Origin of the sequence: Nocardioides sp. cx-173 (genome assembly GCF_021117365.1) — a bacterium.
Classification (GTDB): Bacteria; Actinomycetota; Actinomycetes; order Propionibacteriales; family Nocardioidaceae; genus Nocardioides.
This window is the reverse complement of sequence record NZ_CP088262.1, coordinates 2,367,690-2,382,555: the sequence shown is the minus strand read 5'-3', so window position 1 is coordinate 2,382,555 and position 14,866 is coordinate 2,367,690. Positions and strand designations below refer to the sequence as shown.

Below are 14,866 nucleotides of genomic sequence, written 5' to 3'. Positions count from 1 at the left end.
AGTTGCCACTCCGACGGCATGTCCCCGGCGGACCGTAGGGTTGGGGCGTGCCACCGCCCCGCCCGTCCCGTGCCTCCCGCGGGCCGCTGTCCTACCGGCCGGAGCCGGCCTCGATCCCGACCCAGCCGGGGGTCTACCGCTTCCGCGACGCCCAGGGGCGGGTCGTCTACGTCGGCAAGGCGAAGAACCTGCGCGCCCGGCTGTCGTCGTACTTCCAGGACGTCGGCAACCTGCACCAGCGCACCGCCACGATGGTGACCACGGCCGCCAGCGTGGAGTGGACGGTCGTCAACACCGAGGTCGAGGCGCTGCAGCTGGAGTACTCCTGGATCAAGGAGTTCGACCCGCGCTTCAACGTCAAGTACCGCGACGACAAGTCCTATCCCTGGCTCGCGGTGACGGTCGGCGAGGAGTTCCCGCGGGTCATGGTCGGCCGTGGCGCCAAGCGCAAGGGCACCCGCTACTTCGGTCCCTACAGCCACGCGTGGGCGATCCGCGAGACCGTCGACGTCCTGCTGCGGGTCTTCCCGATGCGCTCGTGCAGCAACGGGGTCTTCAAGCGCTCCGCGCAGATCGGGCGGCCGTGCCTGCTCGGCTACATCGGCAAGTGCTCCGCGCCCTGCGTCGGGCAGGTGTCGGCCGAGGAGCACCGCGCGATCGTCGACGACTTCTGCGACTTCATGGGCGGGCAGACCCGGCCGTTCGTCCGCCGCATCGAGAAGGAGATGTACGCCGCCTCGGACGCGCAGGACTACGAGCGTGCGGCCCGGCTGCGCGACGACCTCGGGGCGCTGGAGAAGGCGCTGGAGAAGCAGGCCGTCGTCCTGGGCGACGGTGCCGACGCCGACGTGATCGCCCTGGCCGAGGACCCGCTCGAGGTGGCCGTGCAGATCTTCTACGTCCGCGGCGGCCGGATCCGTGGCCAGCGAGGCTGGGTCGCCGACCGCGTCGACGAGGGCGGCACCCCCGAGCTCGTCGAGGACTTCCTGCTCCAGCTCTATGCCGGCACGCTGCCCGATGAGGGGGCGAGCACCATCCCGCGCGAGATCCTGGTGCCGGCGCTGCCGCCGGACGTGGCGACGTTCGAGGCGCTCCTCAGCGACCTGCGCGGCAGCCGGGTGCAGATCCGGGTGCCGCAGCGCGGGGACAAGAAGACGCTGCAGGAGACCGTCGCCCGCAACGCCGGCCAGGTGCTCGTGCTGCACAAGACCCGGCGGGCCAGCGACCTGACGACCCGCAACCGGGCACTGGAGGAGATCCAGCAGGCGCTCGACCTCGACGAGGTGCCGCTGCGCATCGAGTGCTACGACGTCTCCAACCTGCAGGGCACCGAGGTGGTCGCCTCGATGGTCGTCTTCGAGGACGGGCTGGCACGCAAGGGCGAGTACCGCCGCTTCGTGATCCGCGGCGTCGAGGGCCAGAACGACGTCGCGTCCATGCACGAGGTCATCACCCGACGCTTCCGCCGGCTCCTCGACGAGCAGGCCCGCAGCCAGGAGGTCGCCACCGAGAACGGGCCGATGCTGGTCGACCCCGAGACCGGCCGGCCCCGCAAGTTCGCCTATGCGCCCGGCCTGGTGGTCGTCGACGGCGGGCCACCGCAGGTCGCCGCGGCCCAGCAGGCGCTCGACGAGCTCGGGATCGTGGACATCCCGGTCGTGGGGCTCGCCAAGCGTCTGGAGGAGGTGTGGGTGCCCGGTCAGGAGGACCCGGTCATCCTGGCGCGGTCCTCCGAGGGGCTCTACCTGCTCCAGCGGGTGCGCGACGAGGCGCACCGGTTCGCGATCACCCACCACCGCTCGCGGCGCTCCAAGACGATGGTGGAGAGCCTCCTCGACGACGTACCCGGCCTCGGCGAGGTGCGCCGCAAGACGCTGCTCAAGCACTTCGGGTCGCTCAAGAAGCTCCGGCTCGCGTCGGTCGAGGAGATCGCGATGGTGCCGGGCATCGGGGAGCGCACCGCGACCGCGATCAAGGACGCCGTGGCCCAGGGGCCGGCGACCGGCAAGACTGTCTCCGTCAACACCGCCACCGGCGAGATCGAGGAGTCCTGATGACGCACGCAGGTGACGTGGACGCGGCCCACCCGGGTGAGCTCGTCGTCGTGACCGGGATGACCGGCGCGGGGCGCAGCACCGCGGCCAAGGAGCTGGAGGACCTCGGCTTCTACGTGGTCGACAACCTGCCCCCGAGCCTGCTGCCCGACGTGGTCAAGCTCGTCGACGACGGCGTCGGCGCCGCGCAGGGGATCGCGGTCGTGGTCGACGTGCGCTCCGGGTCCTTCTTCCACACGCTGCACGCCAACCTCGCCCAGGGCGCGATCGGGCGGCGTACGACGCTGGTGTTCCTGGACGCGGCCGACGACGTGCTCGTCCGTCGCCAGGAGGCCGCGCGCCGCCCGCACCCGCTGCAGGGCAGCGGCCGGCTGCTGGACGGCCTGCAACGCGAGCGGCAGGTGCTCGCCGACCTGCGCAGCGACGCCGACCTGGTGATCGACACCACCAGCCTCAACGTGCACCAGCTGACCGACCGGATCGGCGAGGCGTTCGGCTCGCCGGTGACCATGCGGCTGAGCGTCAACGTCATCAGCTTCGGCTTCAAGTACGGCATCCCCGTCGACGCGGACTTCGTCGCCGACATGCGCTTCCTGCCCAACCCGTTCTGGGTGCCCGAGCTGCGCGCGAGCACCGGGCGCGACGCCCCGGTCTCCGACTACGTGCGGGCCCAGAAGGGCGCCGAGGAGTTCCTGGACGGCTACGTCCCGGTCCTCGCGGGCGTGGCCGAGGGCTACCTGCGCGAGGGCAAGCGGTTCATGCGCGTCGCGGTCGGCTGCACGGGCGGCAAGCACCGCAGCGTCGCGATGAGCGAGGAGATCGGCCGCCGCCTGGCCGCCGAGGGGCTCGAGGTCCGCGTGACCCACCGCGACCTCGGCCGGGAGTGAGGGGGCGTGCGTGCCCAGTCGGTGGTGGCCTTCGGGGGCGGCCACGGCCTGTTCGCCTCGCTCACGGCGCTGCGGCTCCTCGTCGACGACCTGACCGTCGACGACCTCACCGCGGTGGTGACCGTGGCCGACGACGGCGGCTCGTCGGGGCGGCTGCGCGGTGAGTTCGGGGTGCTGCCGCCCGGAGACCTGCGGATGGCTCTTGCCGCGCTCTGCGGCGAGGGCGCCTGGGACGTCACCTGGTCGCGCGTGCTCCAGCACCGGTTCCAGGGTGCCGGCGAGATGCGCGGCCACGTCGTGGGCAACCTGCTGATCGTCAGCCTCTGGGAGCTGCTCGGCGACCATGTCGACGCGCTGGACTGGGTGGGCCGGCTGCTCGGGGCCAAGGGCCGGGTGCTGCCCATGGCTCTGACACCCCTGGTCATCACCGCCGAGGTGGAGGGACTCGAGCCGGACCGCCTCGTGACGGTGCGCGGCCAGGTCGAGGTCGCCTCGACCGCCGGCCGCATCGCCTCGATCGCGCTGGAGCCCCCGGACCCCCAGGTGTGCCCCGAGTCCGTCGCGGCGGTGCGGGCCGCCGACTGGCTGGTCCTGGGCCCGGGCTCGTGGTTCACCTCCGTCATCCCGCACCTGATGGTCCGCGAGCTCTGCGAGGCGATCGTCACCAGCGACGCCCGGCTGATCGTGGTGCTCAACCTCGAGGAGCAGGCGGGGGAGACCGACGGGTTCGGCCCGGCCGAGCACCTCGCGGTGCTCGTCGAGCACGCCCCGGACCTGCGGCCCCACGTCGTGCTCGCCGACCCCCGGTCGCTGGGGGACGAGGCCGACGAGCTCGAGCGGGCCGTGACCTCGTACGGCGCCCGCCTGGTGCTGGACGACGTGATGCTCGACGACGGCACCGCCCGCCACGACCCGGAGAAGCTGGCCGCGGCCTACGCCCGGATCATGAGCGGGGCCTGAGCGGCGCGACGAGGCCTGCCCCCGAGGGTGATTGACTCGCGTGCAAGGATCGGCGCATGGCGATGACGGCCCAGGTGAAGGCGGAGTTGTCCAGCACCCCGATCACGAAGACCTGCTGCCGCAAGGCGGAAGTCGCCTCCATGCTGAGGTTCGCCGGCGGGCTCCACATCGTGAGCGGCAGGATCGTCGTCGAGGCCGAGCTGGACACCGGCGCCGCCGCGCGGCGGCTGCGCAAGGACATCGCCGAGGTCTACGGCCACAGCTCCGACGTGGTGATGGTGCAGGGCGCGGGCATCCGCAAGGGCAGCCGCTACCTCGTGCGCGTGACCAAGGACGGCGAGGCGCTCGCGCGCCAGACCGGACTGATCGACCAGCGCGGGCGACCGGTGCGCGGCCTGCCGCCCGCCGTCGTGTCCGGCGGGGGCTGCGACGCCGTCGCCGCCTGGCGCGGCGCCTTCCTCGCCCACGGCTCGCTCACCGAGCCGGGCCGGTCCTCCTCGCTCGAGGTGACCTGCCCGGGACCCGAGGCCGGCCTCGCCCTGGTCGGCGTCGCGCGTCGTCTCGGCATCCAGGCCAAGGCGCGCGAGGTGCGCGGGGTCGACCGGGTCGTGATCCGCGACGGCGACGCGATCGGGCAGCTGCTGACGCGCCTGGGCGCCCACGAGTCGCTCATGGCCTGGGAGGAGCGCCGGATGCGGCGCGAGGTGCGAGCCACGGCCAACCGCCTGGCCAACTTCGACGACGCCAACCTGCGCCGCTCCGCACGCGCCGCCGTGGCCGCCGGGGCCCGCGTCGAGCGCGCGCTGGAGATCCTCGGCGACGAGATCCCCGACCACCTCAAGCTGGCCGGGTCCCTGCGCCTCGAGCACAAGCAGGCCTCGCTCGAGGAGCTCGGCCAGCTGCACGAGCCGGTGCTCACCAAGGACGCGATCGCCGGCCGCATCCGGCGGCTGTTGGCCATGGCCGACAAGCGCGCGGAGGAGCTCGGGATCCCCGACACCGAGTCCTCGCTGACCCCGGAGATGCTCGCCGACGAGGGCTGAGCCCGGCGTAGGTCCCGTGTCTTCGGGACCTACGTGGGTTACCGGTACGTACCGAGGGACGACAGTCTGGTCGTACACCCCGAACCGATAGGGTCGGACACGACGCGGCTCCACGAGCTGGGAGCCGCACCACCCGCGCACCGCTAGGAGCAATCGCAGTGACCGTACGCGTAGGCATCAACGGCTTCGGCCGCATCGGACGCAACTTCTTCCGGGCCGTCGTGGCCTCCGGAGCCGACATCGAGATCGTGGCCGTCAACGACCTGACGGACAACAAGACGCTCGCCACCCTGCTGAAGTACGACTCCATCCTCGGGCGTCTCGACGGCGACGTGACCCACACCGACACCGACATCACCGCTGCCGGCCACACGTTCAAGGTCTTCGAGGAGCGCGACCCCGCCGCCCTGCCGTGGGGCGACCTCGGCGCCGACATCGTCATCGAGTCCACCGGCTTCTTCACCGACGCCACCAAGGCCAAGGCCCACGTGGACGGCGGTGCCAAGAAGGTCATCATCTCGGCCCCGGCCAAGAACGAGGACGTCACGATCGTGATGGGCGTCAACGAGGGCGACTACGACGCCGCGAGCCACACGATCATCTCCAACGCGTCGTGCACGACCAACTGCCTCGCCCCCATGGCCAAGGTGCTCAGCGACGAGCTCGGCATCGTCAAGGGCCTGATGACGACCATCCACGCCTACACCGGCGACCAGAACCTCCTGGACGGCCCCCACAAGGACCTGCGGCGCGCCCGCGCGGCGGCGACCAACATCGTCCCGACGTCCACCGGTGCCGCGAAGGCGATCGGCCTGGTCATGCCCGAGCTGAAGGGCAAGCTCGACGGCTACGCGCTCCGCGTCCCGGTGCCCACCGGCTCGGCGACTGACCTCACCTTCGAGGCCCGTCGCGAGACCACCGTGGAGGAGGTCAACGCGCTGATGAAGGCGGCGGCCGACGGCAAGATCCTGCGCTACAGCGAGGACCCGATCGTCTCCAGCGACATCACCACCGACCCGGCGTCGTGCATCTTCGACGCGCCCCTGACCAAGGTCATCGGCAACCAGGTCAAGGTCGTCGGCTGGTACGACAACGAGTGGGGCTACTCCAACCGTCTGGTGGACCTGGTCAACTACGTCGGCGAGACCCTCTGACGTGAGCGACCTCTCCTCGCCGATCGACGTGCTGGGTGACGTTCGCGGCAGGCGCGTGCTGGTCCGCTCGGACCTGAACGTGCCCCTCGACGGCCCCGATGATCACCGAGTCATCACCGACGACGGCCGGATCCGGGCGAGCGTCCCGACCATCCGCGCGCTGGCCGAGGCCGGCGCGCGGGTGGTCGTCACCGCCCACCTGGGACGGCCCAAGGGCTCCCCGGACCCCGCCTACTCGCTGCGCCCGGTCGCGGACCGGCTCGGCGAGCTGCTCGGCGCCCCGGTCGCGTTCGCCACCGACACGGTGGGCGAGTCGGCCCAGGAGACCGTCGCCGGGCTCGGTGACGGCGAGGTCGCGCTCCTCGAGAACGTCCGCTTCAACGCCGGCGAGACCAGCAAGGACGAGGCCGAGCGCGGCGCCTTCGCCGACCAGCTCGCGGCCCTGGCCGACGCGTTCGTCTCCGACGGCTTCGGCGTCGTCCACCGCAAGCAGGCCAGCGTCTACGACGTCGCCCAGCGGCTGCCGCACGCCATGGGCGGCCTGGTCGCCCAGGAGATCGAGGTCCTGCGCCGGCTGACCGTCGACCCCGAGCGGCCCTACGTCGTCGTGCTCGGCGGCTCGAAGGTCTCCGACAAGCTCGGTGTCATCGACAACCTGCTCGGCAAGGCCGACAAGCTGCTCATCGGCGGCGGCATGGTCTTCACCTTCCTCAAGGCCCAGGGCCACGAGGTCGGCAAGAGTCTGCTCGAGGAGGACCAGCTGGACGTGTGCCGGTCCTACCTTGCCCGGGCCGAGGAGTCCGGCGTGGAGATCGTGCTGCCCACCGACATCGTCGTGGACACCGCGTTCCCCTCGGGCGACGTCGAGCCGCACCCGCAGGTCGTGCCCGCCACCGCGATCCCGGCCGACGCGCTCGGACTCGACATCGGTCCCGAGTCGGGCGCGGCGTTCGCCGCCGCCCTGCAGTCGGCTCGCACCGTCTTCTGGAACGGGCCGATGGGGGTCTTCGAGGTCGCGGCCTTCGCCGACGGCACCCGCGCGGTGGCCCAGGCGCTGACCGAGATCGACGGACTCTCCGTGGTCGGTGGTGGCGACTCCGCCGCCGCCGTCCGCACCCTGGGCTTCGACGAAGCCGCCTTCGGGCACATCTCCACCGGTGGTGGGGCCAGCCTGGAGTACCTCGAGGGCAAGGAACTGCCCGGCATCACCGTCCTGGAGGACTGACCCATGGCTGACTCGAAGGCTCCCGGCCGCACGCCGCTCATGGCGGGCAACTGGAAGATGAACCTCAACCACCAGGAAGCGGTGGTGCTCGTCCAGAAGCTCGCGTGGACGCTGTCGGACAAGCGCCACGACTACGGCAAGGTCGAGGTGGTGGTCTGCCCGCCGTTCACCGACCTGCGCTCGGTCCAGACCCTCGTCGACGGCGACCGGCTCTCGGTCAAGTACGCCGCCCAGGACGTCTCGACCAAGGACTCCGGCGCCTACACCGGTGAGATCTCCGCGGGGATGCTGGCCAAGCTCGGCTGCTCCTACGTCGTCGTGGGCCACTCCGAGCGCCGCGAGTACCACGCCGAGTCCGACGAGATCGTCAACGCCAAGGCGCACCAGGCCCACCGCGCGGACATGACCCCCATCGTGTGCGTCGGGGAGGGGCTCGAGATCCGCCAGTCCGGCGAGCACGTCGCCTACACACTGGCCCAGGTCGACGGGTCGCTGGCCGGCTTCACCGCCGAGCAGGTCGCCGGCCTGGTGGTCGCCTACGAGCCCGTGTGGGCGATCGGCACCGGCGAGGTCGCCACGCCCGAGGACGCGCAGGAGGTCTGCGCCGCCATCCGGGCGCGGATCCGCGAGGTCCACGGGGACGCGGCGGCCGACGGCGTGCGCGTCCTGTACGGCGGCTCGGTGAAGGCCAACAACGTCGCCGGGATCATGGCCAAGGACGACGTCGACGGCGCCTTGGTCGGGGGCGCGAGTCTCCAGGTCGACGAGTTCGGCGGCATCTGCCGGTTCTACGACATGCCGGTCCTCTGACTCTCCGCCCTCTGCCGTAGGATTCCTCGCTGTGACAACGCTCTTCACTGTTCTGCTCGTCATCACGAGCACATTGCTGATCATCCTTGTGCTGCTGCACAAGGGACGTGGCGGTGGGCTCTCCGACATGTTCGGCGGCGGTGTCAGCAGCTCCCTCGGCGGCTCATCCGTCGCCGAGCGCAACCTCGATCGGTTCACGATCGGGATCGGTGTCATCTGGTTCGCCTGCGTGATCGCGCTAGGCCTGTTGCTCGCTTACCAGAACTGAAAGAAGGTAGGACACATGGCTGGTGGAGGTAGCGCCATTCGCGGTAGCCGGGTCGGCGCCGGGCCGATGGGCGAGGCGGAGCGCGGGGAGTCGGCGCCGCGTCAGGCGGTGACGTACTTCTGCTCCCGCGAGCACACGTCGGTCGTGATGTTCGCCGTGGAGGCGGTGGCCCCCGACTCCTGGGACTGCCCCAAGTGCGGACTGCCCGCCGGGCGGGACTCGGAGAACGCCCCGCCGGCCAGCAAGATCGAGCCCTACAAGACGCACCTGGCCTACGTGAAGGAGCGCCGCTCCGACACCGAGGCGGCCGACATCCTGGACGAGGCCATCCAGCTGCTCCGCTCCCGCCGCAAGTCCGGCGACATCATCTTCTGATCCCCGCCCTCCCCGCTGACCCGTCAGAAACTTTCTGACGGGTCAGCGGCATTTCGGGGAAGTTGGTGACGGGTCGATGGGCTCAGAGGCGGGAGGCGGCCTCGCGGTCGAGGAACCAGACGGTGTCGACCTGGCCGCGTACGCCGCGAGCGGGGGTCTCCTCGACGGAGCCCGCGTCGGCGAGCGCGCGGGCCACGGCCTCGGCCTTGCCCTCGCCGCTGGCGACCAGCCAGACCGACCGGCTGCGGTTGAGGGCGGGGAAGGTGAAGGTGATCCGCTCCGGGGGCGGCTTGGGGGAGTCGGTCACAGCGACCGCGATCCGGTCCTCGACCGCGAGCTCGGGGCGACCCGGGAAGAGCGAGGCGACGTGGCCGTCCGGTCCGATGCCGAGCATGACCACTTCGAACTCGCCGGCGCCGTGGGCCTGGACCGCGTCCTCGAAGGCCTGCGCCGCGGCCGCGACGTCGGCACCGGAGTCGCTGGCGGGCATCTCGTGCACCTGGGTGGCGCCGACCTCGTCCAGGAAGGCGCGCCGCGCCTGACCGGCGTTGCGGTCCGGGTCGTCGGCGGGCACGAACCTCTCGTCCCCCCACCACACGACGACGCGGGTCCAGTCGACGCCCGAGCCGGGGGACAGCCGGGCCAGCTCGCGGTGCAGCGCCTCGGCGATGCTGCCGCCGGTGAGGGCGATCTGCGGCTCCCTCCCGGCCTCCTGGGCGTCCGCGAGCCGGGACAGCAGCTCCCCGGCGACCGCGGTGGCCAGTGCGCCGGCGTCCGGGTGCACCTCGATCAGCGGGGCGCTCGCCGCCGTCACGAGGCGGCCTTCCGCAGTCGCTTGGTCACCTCGGCGTAGACGTCGTCCTCGTCGAGGCGGCGCAGCTCCTCGGCGAGCAGCTCCGGGAGGCTGCGGCGCTTCAGCGCGATCGGCCGGTCGGGCTTGCCCGGCGACTCGTAGGTCGCCAGCTTGCCGTCGGGCCGGCTGATCCGGATCGGGCCCTCGGGCGTGTCCAGGACCACCTCGGTGATTCCGGGGCCGCCGGAGTTGGCGCGCTCGACCTGCACCCGCAGCCGGGTGGCGAGCCAGGCCGCCAGCAGGTCGGCGCTCGGGCTGATCCGCTCGGCGGTGACCGAGGCGCCGGTCACCTTGACGTGGTGCTGGTCGAGCGCCGCGGCGAGCAGGGCGCGCCAGGGCGTGGTGCGGGTCCAGGCCAGGTCGGTGTTGCCCTTGACGTACGACGAGCACTGCACCTGCAACGCCTTGCCCTTGCCCCGCGGGGCGGCCGCGGCGTCGGTGATCCGCCGCTGGGCGAGCGCGCCCAGCGGGTCCGCCGCGGGGTCCGCGGGGGCGTCGGTGGGCCACCAGACGGCCACGGGGGAGTCGGGCAGCAGCAGCGGCAGCACGACCGAGGAGGCGTGCTTGACGACCTCGCCCTTGAGCCGGATTACCGCGGTCTCACCGGTCCAGCCGGCTCCGGTGCCGACCTGGGCGTTGATCTCGCCGGCGCCCCGCGCCTCGCCCAGGATCACGCCGAGGGCGCGGGCCGGATGCTCGTGGGAGGCCTCGCGGGCCGCTCTCATGGCGTCCTCGGCGTCGTCCTCGGGGGCGACGATGACCAACGTCATCACCATGCCCATTGCGGGGCTGCCGGCCCGCTTGCGCCCGCGGACGAACTCCGCGGCGATCTTGGAGGACGTGGTGTTGGTGAGCTCGATCATGTCGGGGCCCCCTCGAGAGCGTGGGTCGCAGGAGCGCAGCGGGGGAGATTCACGGTGCCGTGGGGTGACATCAGGGTCGCCTCCAGACGCGTCCGTCGCGGGCCAGCATCTTGTCGGCCGACGCCGGGCCCCAAGTGCCGGAGCCGTACTGCTCGGGCTTGCCCTTGCGCTCCCAGGCCTCCAGGATCGGGTCGAGGATCTTCCACGAGAGCTCGACCTCCTCGTGACGGGGGAACAGCGGCGGGTCTCCCAGCAGCACGTCGAGGATCAGCCGCTCGTAGGCCTCGGGGCTGTCCTCGGTGAACGAGCCGCCGTAGGCGAAGTCCATGTTGACGTCGCGGATCTCCATGGCGGTGCCCGGCACCTTGGAGCCGAAGCGCAGGGTCATGCCCTCGTCGGGCTGGATCCGGATCACCAGGGCGTTCTGGGTGAGCTCCTCGACGGAGCTGGCGCTGAACGGCTGGTGCGGCGCCCGCTTGAACACCACCGCCACCTCGGTGACCCGGCGCCCCAGGCGCTTGCCGGTGCGCAGGTAGAAGGGGACGCCGGCCCAGCGGCGGGTCTCGACGTGCAGCGTGATCGCCGCGAACGTCTCCGTGGTGGAGGACTTGGGGATGCCCTCCTCCTCGAGGAAACCCGCGACCTTCTCGCCCCCGGCCCAGCCGGCGGCGTACTGCCCGCGGGCCGTGGTCAGGTCCAGCCGCCGGGGGAGCCGGACGCTGGCGAGGACCTTCTCCTTCTCCATCCGCAGGCTGTCGGCGTCGAACGACGTCGGCTCCTCCATCGCCACGAGCGACATCAGCTGCAGCAGGTGGTTCTGGATGACGTCGCGGGCGGCGCCGATGCCGTCGTAGTAGCCGGCCCGGCCGCCGATGCCGACGTCCTCGGCCATGGTGATCTGGACGTGGTCGACGTAGTTGCCGTTCCACAGGGGCTCGAACATCATGTTGGCGAAGCGCGTCGCCAGGATGTTCTGGACCGTCTCCTTGCCGAGGTAGTGGTCGATCCGGAAGATCGAGCCCGGGGGGAAGACCTCGTCCAGCGACGCGTTGAGCTCGCGGGCCGACTGCAGGTCGTGGCCGAACGGCTTCTCGACCACCACCCGGCGCCACGAGTCGCCGTGCGGGTCGGCCAGGCCGTGCTCCTTGAGCTGGGAGGCGACGGTGCCGAAGAAGGCCGGCGGGATCGCCAGGTAGAACGCGTGGTTGCCCTCCGTGCCCCGGCTGCGGTCGAGCTCCTCGATGGTCTGCCGCAGGAGCTCGAACGCCTCGTCGTCGTCGAAGTCGCCCTGGACGAAGCGGAACCCCTCGGAGAGCTGCTTCCAGACCTCCTCGCGGAACTCCGTGCGGGCGTAGGCCTTCACCGAGTCGTGCACGATCTGCGCGAAGTCCTGGTCGGCCCAGTCGCGACGGGCGAAGCCCACCAGGCTGAAGCCCGGTGGCAGCAGGCCGCGGTTGGCGAGGTCGTAGATCGCCGGCATGATCTTCTTGCGCGAGAGGTCGCCGGTGACGCCGAACAGCACCATCCCGCAGGGACCGGCGATGCGGGGCAGGCGCCGGTCCCGCGGGTCGCGCAGCGGGTTGACGTAGGTCATGCGAGCACCCCTCGTACGGCGTCCAGGTCGTCCGGTCCGCTCACGTGCAGCCGCAGGACCGGCCGGCCCTTGTCGGCGAGCACCTGCCCGTCGCCCACGGCCTGCGCGGTGAGGAACTCATGGAAGGTGAAGGGCCGGTCGGGCACGGCCAGGTCGGCCACGGGCTGGCCCGTGACCTGGAGGTAGACGCCGGTGTTGGGGCCGCCCTTGTGGTACTGCCCGGTCGAGTGCAGGAAGCGCGGCCCCCACCCGAAGGTGACCGGCCGGCCCGTGCGCGCCGCCAGGCGGTCGCGTACGGCGGACAGCGCGGCGTCGCGGTGGCGGTCCAGGTAGGCCTGCACGGCGACGTAGCCGGTGCGGGGATCGAGCTCCGCGAGCAGCGCGTCCACGGCGCCGGCGACGGTGTCGGTGCCCTCGGGCAGCCAGCCGGGCGAGGCGTAGACGGTGACCGCCCCGTCGACGAACACGGGGGTGGGCTGGTTGCCGCCGCCGTCGAGCATCTCGCGGGCGGCGGCCTTGGCGCTCTCGACGTCGGGCTGGTCGAAGGGGTTGATGCCGATGACCCGGCCGGCGACCGCGGTGGCGTACTCCCACAGCAGCATCTGGGCGCCCAGCGCGGCGTCGACGGCGGCGCCCCAGCCGGAGGCGGGCCGGACCCGCTCGAAGACCCGCTCCGGCCCGATCGTCACGAGCACCTCGTCAGGCGTGCTGGGGGCGAAGCCGGGGGAGTCGATCGAGTCGACGACGACCGGGAGGATGCCCCTGCCGTCCTTGCCGGTGGACTCGGCGACGAGCTGCTCGGCCCAGTCGCCGAAGCCGGCGAACGGGGCGCCGGCGTTGGCCAGCACGAGCTTGTCGGCTCCGGCCAGGTTGGCCGCGCCGAGCAGCGCGCCGAGCCGGAGTCCGGGGTTGTCGGGGGAGTCCGCCTCGAGGGCCGGGCGGATCGCCTCCGCCTCGTCGAGGAGCGTGGCGATGTCGGCGCCGGCCAGGCCGCTGGGGACCAGCCCGAACGCGGTCAGCGCCGAGTAGCGTCCACCCACCTCGGGGTCGGCCAGGAACACCCGGTAGCCGGCCTCGCGCGCCGACTCCTCCAGCGGCGAGCCGGGGTCGGTGACCACGACGATGCGCTGCGCCGGGTCGATCCCTACATCGCGGAACGCCTTCTCGAAGGCGCGCCGCTGGCTGTCGGTCTCGACGGTTCCGCCGGACTTCGAGGACACCACCACGACGGTCTCGTCGAGGCGGCTCTCGAGCGCGGTGCGCACGAAGTCCGGGTCGGAGGAGTCGAGTACGTCGAGCGCGACGCCGTAGGACTCGCAGATCACCTCGGGTGCCAGCGAGGAGCCGCCCATGCCGCAGAGCACGACCCGCGACAGACCGCTGCCCGCGAGCTCGGCCCGCAGGGCGGCGACGTCGGAGACGAGCGCGCGGGAGCGCTCGGACAGGTCGACCCAGCCGAGCCGCTTGCCGGACTCGGATTCGGCCTCGGGACCCCACAAGGTGGCGTCCCGGCCGGCGATGCCGCTCGCGACGCCGTCGGCGACCAGCGCCTCCACCGTCGCGGCGTACGCCGCCTCGTCGGGGTAGCCGAAGAACAGCTCGAAACCGTCCCCCTCGACAGCGTTCCAAGCCGTCTCGCTCATGCCTGGGCCTTCTCCATCTGGCCGCGGACCGTCTCCACCAGCTCGGTCCAGGACTTCTTGAACTTCTCCACGCCCTCGTGCTCGATGCTCAGCAGCACGTCCTCGAAGTCGACGCCGACGTCGGCGAGCCGGTCGAGGACCGCCTGCCCCTCCTCAGCCCGGCCGGTGACCTGGTCGCCGGTGACCTTCCCGTGGTCGGCGAACGCCTCCAACGTCTTCTCCGGCATCGTGTTGACGGTGCCGGCGACGACCAGCTCGCTCACGTAGAGGGTGTCGGGGTAGTCGGGGTTCTTGACGCCGGTGGACGCCCAGAGGGGGCGCTGCACGACGGCGCCGGAGTCGGCCAGCGACTGCCAGCGCTTGCCTGCGTGGACCTCCTGGAACGCCCCGTAGGCCACGCGGGCGTTGGCGATTGCCGCCTTGCCCTTGAGCGCCTTGGCCTCGTCGATGCCGAGCTCGTCGAGGCGGCTGTCGACCTCGGTGTCGACGCGCGAGACGAAGAAGGAGGCGACGGACTGGATGGTGGACAGGTCGATCCCGGCCTCTCGGGCCTGCTCGAGGCCGGTGAGGTAAGCGTCCATGACCTCGCGGTAGCGCTCGAGGCTGAAGATCAGCGTGACGTTGACGCTGATGCCGTGGGCGATCGCGTGCGTGATCGCGGGCAGGCCCTCCTTCGTGGCCGGGATCTTGATCAGCGCGTTGGAGCGGTCCACCGCCTTCCACAGCGCCTCGGCCGACGCGATGGTGCCGTCGGTGTCGTTGGCGAGGTCCGGCTCGACCTCGATCGAGACCCGGCCGTCCGATGAGCTCCCGTCGGCGACCGGCTTGAGAATGTCACAGGCGTTGCGGACGTCGTCGGTGGTGAGCTCGAAGATCACCTTCTCGACGGATGCGCCGCTCGCGACCAGGCGCCTGACCTGGTCGTCGTAACGCTCGCCGTCCGCGATCGCGCCGGCGAAGATCGTCGGGTTGGTGGTCACGCCCACCACCGACTTCTCCTTGACCAGGTCGGCGAGGTTCCCGCTCTCGATCCGCTCCCGCGACAGGTCGTCGAGCCAGATGGACACCCCGGCGTCCGCCAGGGCCTTCAGTCGGTCACTCATGGTTGCTCCTGTGCTCGTCGGTGGTGCCGGAGGA

Annotated in this window: 14 protein-coding genes; 9 read left to right on the top strand and 5 right to left on the bottom strand. The window is 71.7% G+C overall.

Annotated elements, in window-relative coordinates:
- The first annotated feature begins 47 nt into the window (after window positions 1–47).
- The 9 genes from uvrC to LQ940_RS11525 all read left to right on the top strand — a co-directional run bounded on the left by uvrC (window position 48) and on the right by LQ940_RS11525 (window position 8,776).
- Window positions 48–2,054 (top strand): excinuclease ABC subunit UvrC, encoded by a 2,007-nt coding sequence (gene uvrC / locus LQ940_RS11565; protein ID WP_231243606.1) that lies wholly within the window; start codon window positions 48–50, stop codon window positions 2,052–2,054.
- Entirely contained in the window at window positions 2,054–2,941 is an 888-nt protein-coding gene (gene rapZ, locus LQ940_RS11560; RefSeq protein ID WP_231243605.1) for an RNase adapter RapZ, read from the top strand. The genes uvrC and rapZ overlap by 1 nt, the downstream gene beginning before the upstream one ends.
- 6 nt (window positions 2,942–2,947) lie before the next feature.
- Complete coding sequence (locus tag LQ940_RS11555; protein WP_231243604.1) at window positions 2,948–3,901, top strand: gluconeogenesis factor YvcK family protein; 954 nt, start codon at window positions 2,948–2,950, stop codon at window positions 3,899–3,901.
- A gap of 56 nt (window positions 3,902–3,957) precedes the next feature.
- Complete coding sequence (whiA, locus tag LQ940_RS11550) at window positions 3,958–4,944, top strand: DNA-binding protein WhiA (protein WP_231243603.1); 987 nt, start codon at window positions 3,958–3,960, stop codon at window positions 4,942–4,944.
- A 158-nt stretch (window positions 4,945–5,102) separates the two neighbouring features.
- Entirely contained in the window at window positions 5,103–6,098 is a 996-nt protein-coding gene (gene gap / locus LQ940_RS11545; RefSeq protein ID WP_231243602.1) for a type I glyceraldehyde-3-phosphate dehydrogenase, read from the top strand.
- A 1-nt stretch (window position 6,099) separates the two neighbouring features.
- Window positions 6,100–7,323 (top strand): phosphoglycerate kinase, encoded by a 1,224-nt coding sequence (locus LQ940_RS11540; protein WP_231243601.1) that lies wholly within the window; start codon window positions 6,100–6,102, stop codon window positions 7,321–7,323.
- A 3-nt stretch (window positions 7,324–7,326) separates the two neighbouring features.
- Window positions 7,327–8,133 carry a triose-phosphate isomerase gene (gene tpiA / locus LQ940_RS11535; RefSeq protein WP_231243600.1) on the top strand — a complete coding sequence of 269 codons (807 nt, stop codon included), beginning with the start codon at window positions 7,327–7,329 and terminating at the stop codon, window positions 8,131–8,133.
- A gap of 31 nt (window positions 8,134–8,164) precedes the next feature.
- Window positions 8,165–8,401, top strand: coding sequence for a preprotein translocase subunit SecG (gene secG, locus LQ940_RS11530; protein WP_231243599.1), 237 nt, complete (start codon window positions 8,165–8,167; stop codon window positions 8,399–8,401).
- A gap of 15 nt (window positions 8,402–8,416) precedes the next feature.
- Window positions 8,417–8,776 (top strand): RNA polymerase-binding protein RbpA, encoded by a 360-nt coding sequence (locus LQ940_RS11525; RefSeq protein WP_231243598.1) that lies wholly within the window; start codon window positions 8,417–8,419, stop codon window positions 8,774–8,776.
- 82 nt (window positions 8,777–8,858) lie between these two features.
- On the opposite strand, the gene pgl is transcribed toward LQ940_RS11525, so the two are convergent.
- The 5 genes from pgl to tal form a co-directional block, all read right to left on the bottom strand.
- Window positions 8,859–9,590, bottom strand: coding sequence for a 6-phosphogluconolactonase (pgl, locus tag LQ940_RS11520; protein WP_231243597.1), 732 nt, complete (start codon window positions 9,588–9,590; stop codon window positions 8,859–8,861).
- Window positions 9,587–10,492 (bottom strand): glucose-6-phosphate dehydrogenase assembly protein OpcA, encoded by a 906-nt coding sequence (locus LQ940_RS11515; RefSeq protein WP_231243596.1) that lies wholly within the window; start codon window positions 10,490–10,492, stop codon window positions 9,587–9,589. The genes pgl and LQ940_RS11515 overlap by 4 nt, the downstream gene beginning before the upstream one ends.
- A 70-nt stretch (window positions 10,493–10,562) precedes the next feature.
- Complete coding sequence (gene zwf / locus LQ940_RS11510; RefSeq protein WP_231243595.1) at window positions 10,563–12,086, bottom strand: glucose-6-phosphate dehydrogenase; 1,524 nt, start codon at window positions 12,084–12,086, stop codon at window positions 10,563–10,565.
- The gene (locus LQ940_RS11505) at window positions 12,083–13,729 is read right to left on the bottom strand and encodes a glucose-6-phosphate isomerase (protein ID WP_231243594.1); all 1,647 of its coding nucleotides are present in this window, start codon (window positions 13,727–13,729) and stop codon (window positions 12,083–12,085) included. The genes zwf and LQ940_RS11505 overlap by 4 nt, the downstream gene beginning before the upstream one ends.
- Window positions 13,726–14,832, bottom strand: a complete 1,107-nt coding sequence (tal, locus tag LQ940_RS11500; protein WP_231243593.1) for a transaldolase — start codon at window positions 14,830–14,832, stop codon at window positions 13,726–13,728. Before tal ends, LQ940_RS11505 begins: the two co-directional genes overlap by 4 nt.
- Between the last annotated feature and the right edge of the window lie 34 nt (window positions 14,833–14,866).

Excerpts from the sequence above, each read along its gene's own strand:
- rapZ (WP_231243605.1), top strand. The coding sequence starts at position 2,054 with ATGACGCACGCAGGTGACGTGGACGCGGCCCACCCGGGTGAGCTCGTC.
- tpiA (WP_231243600.1), top strand. The coding sequence starts at position 7,327 with ATGGCTGACTCGAAGGCTCCCGGCCGCACGCCGCTCATGGCGGGCAAC.
- LQ940_RS11505 (WP_231243594.1), bottom strand. The coding sequence starts at position 13,729 with ATGAGCGAGACGGCTTGGAACGCTGTCGAGGGGGACGGTTTCGAGCTG.
- zwf (WP_231243595.1), bottom strand. The coding sequence starts at position 12,086 with ATGACCTACGTCAACCCGCTGCGCGACCCGCGGGACCGGCGCCTGCCC.
- LQ940_RS11515 (WP_231243596.1), bottom strand. The coding sequence starts at position 10,492 with ATGATCGAGCTCACCAACACCACGTCCTCCAAGATCGCCGCGGAGTTC.
- tal (WP_231243593.1), bottom strand. The coding sequence starts at position 14,832 with ATGAGTGACCGACTGAAGGCCCTGGCGGACGCCGGGGTGTCCATCTGG.
- LQ940_RS11525 (WP_231243598.1), top strand. The coding sequence starts at position 8,417 with ATGGCTGGTGGAGGTAGCGCCATTCGCGGTAGCCGGGTCGGCGCCGGG.
- whiA (WP_231243603.1), top strand. The coding sequence starts at position 3,958 with ATGGCGATGACGGCCCAGGTGAAGGCGGAGTTGTCCAGCACCCCGATC.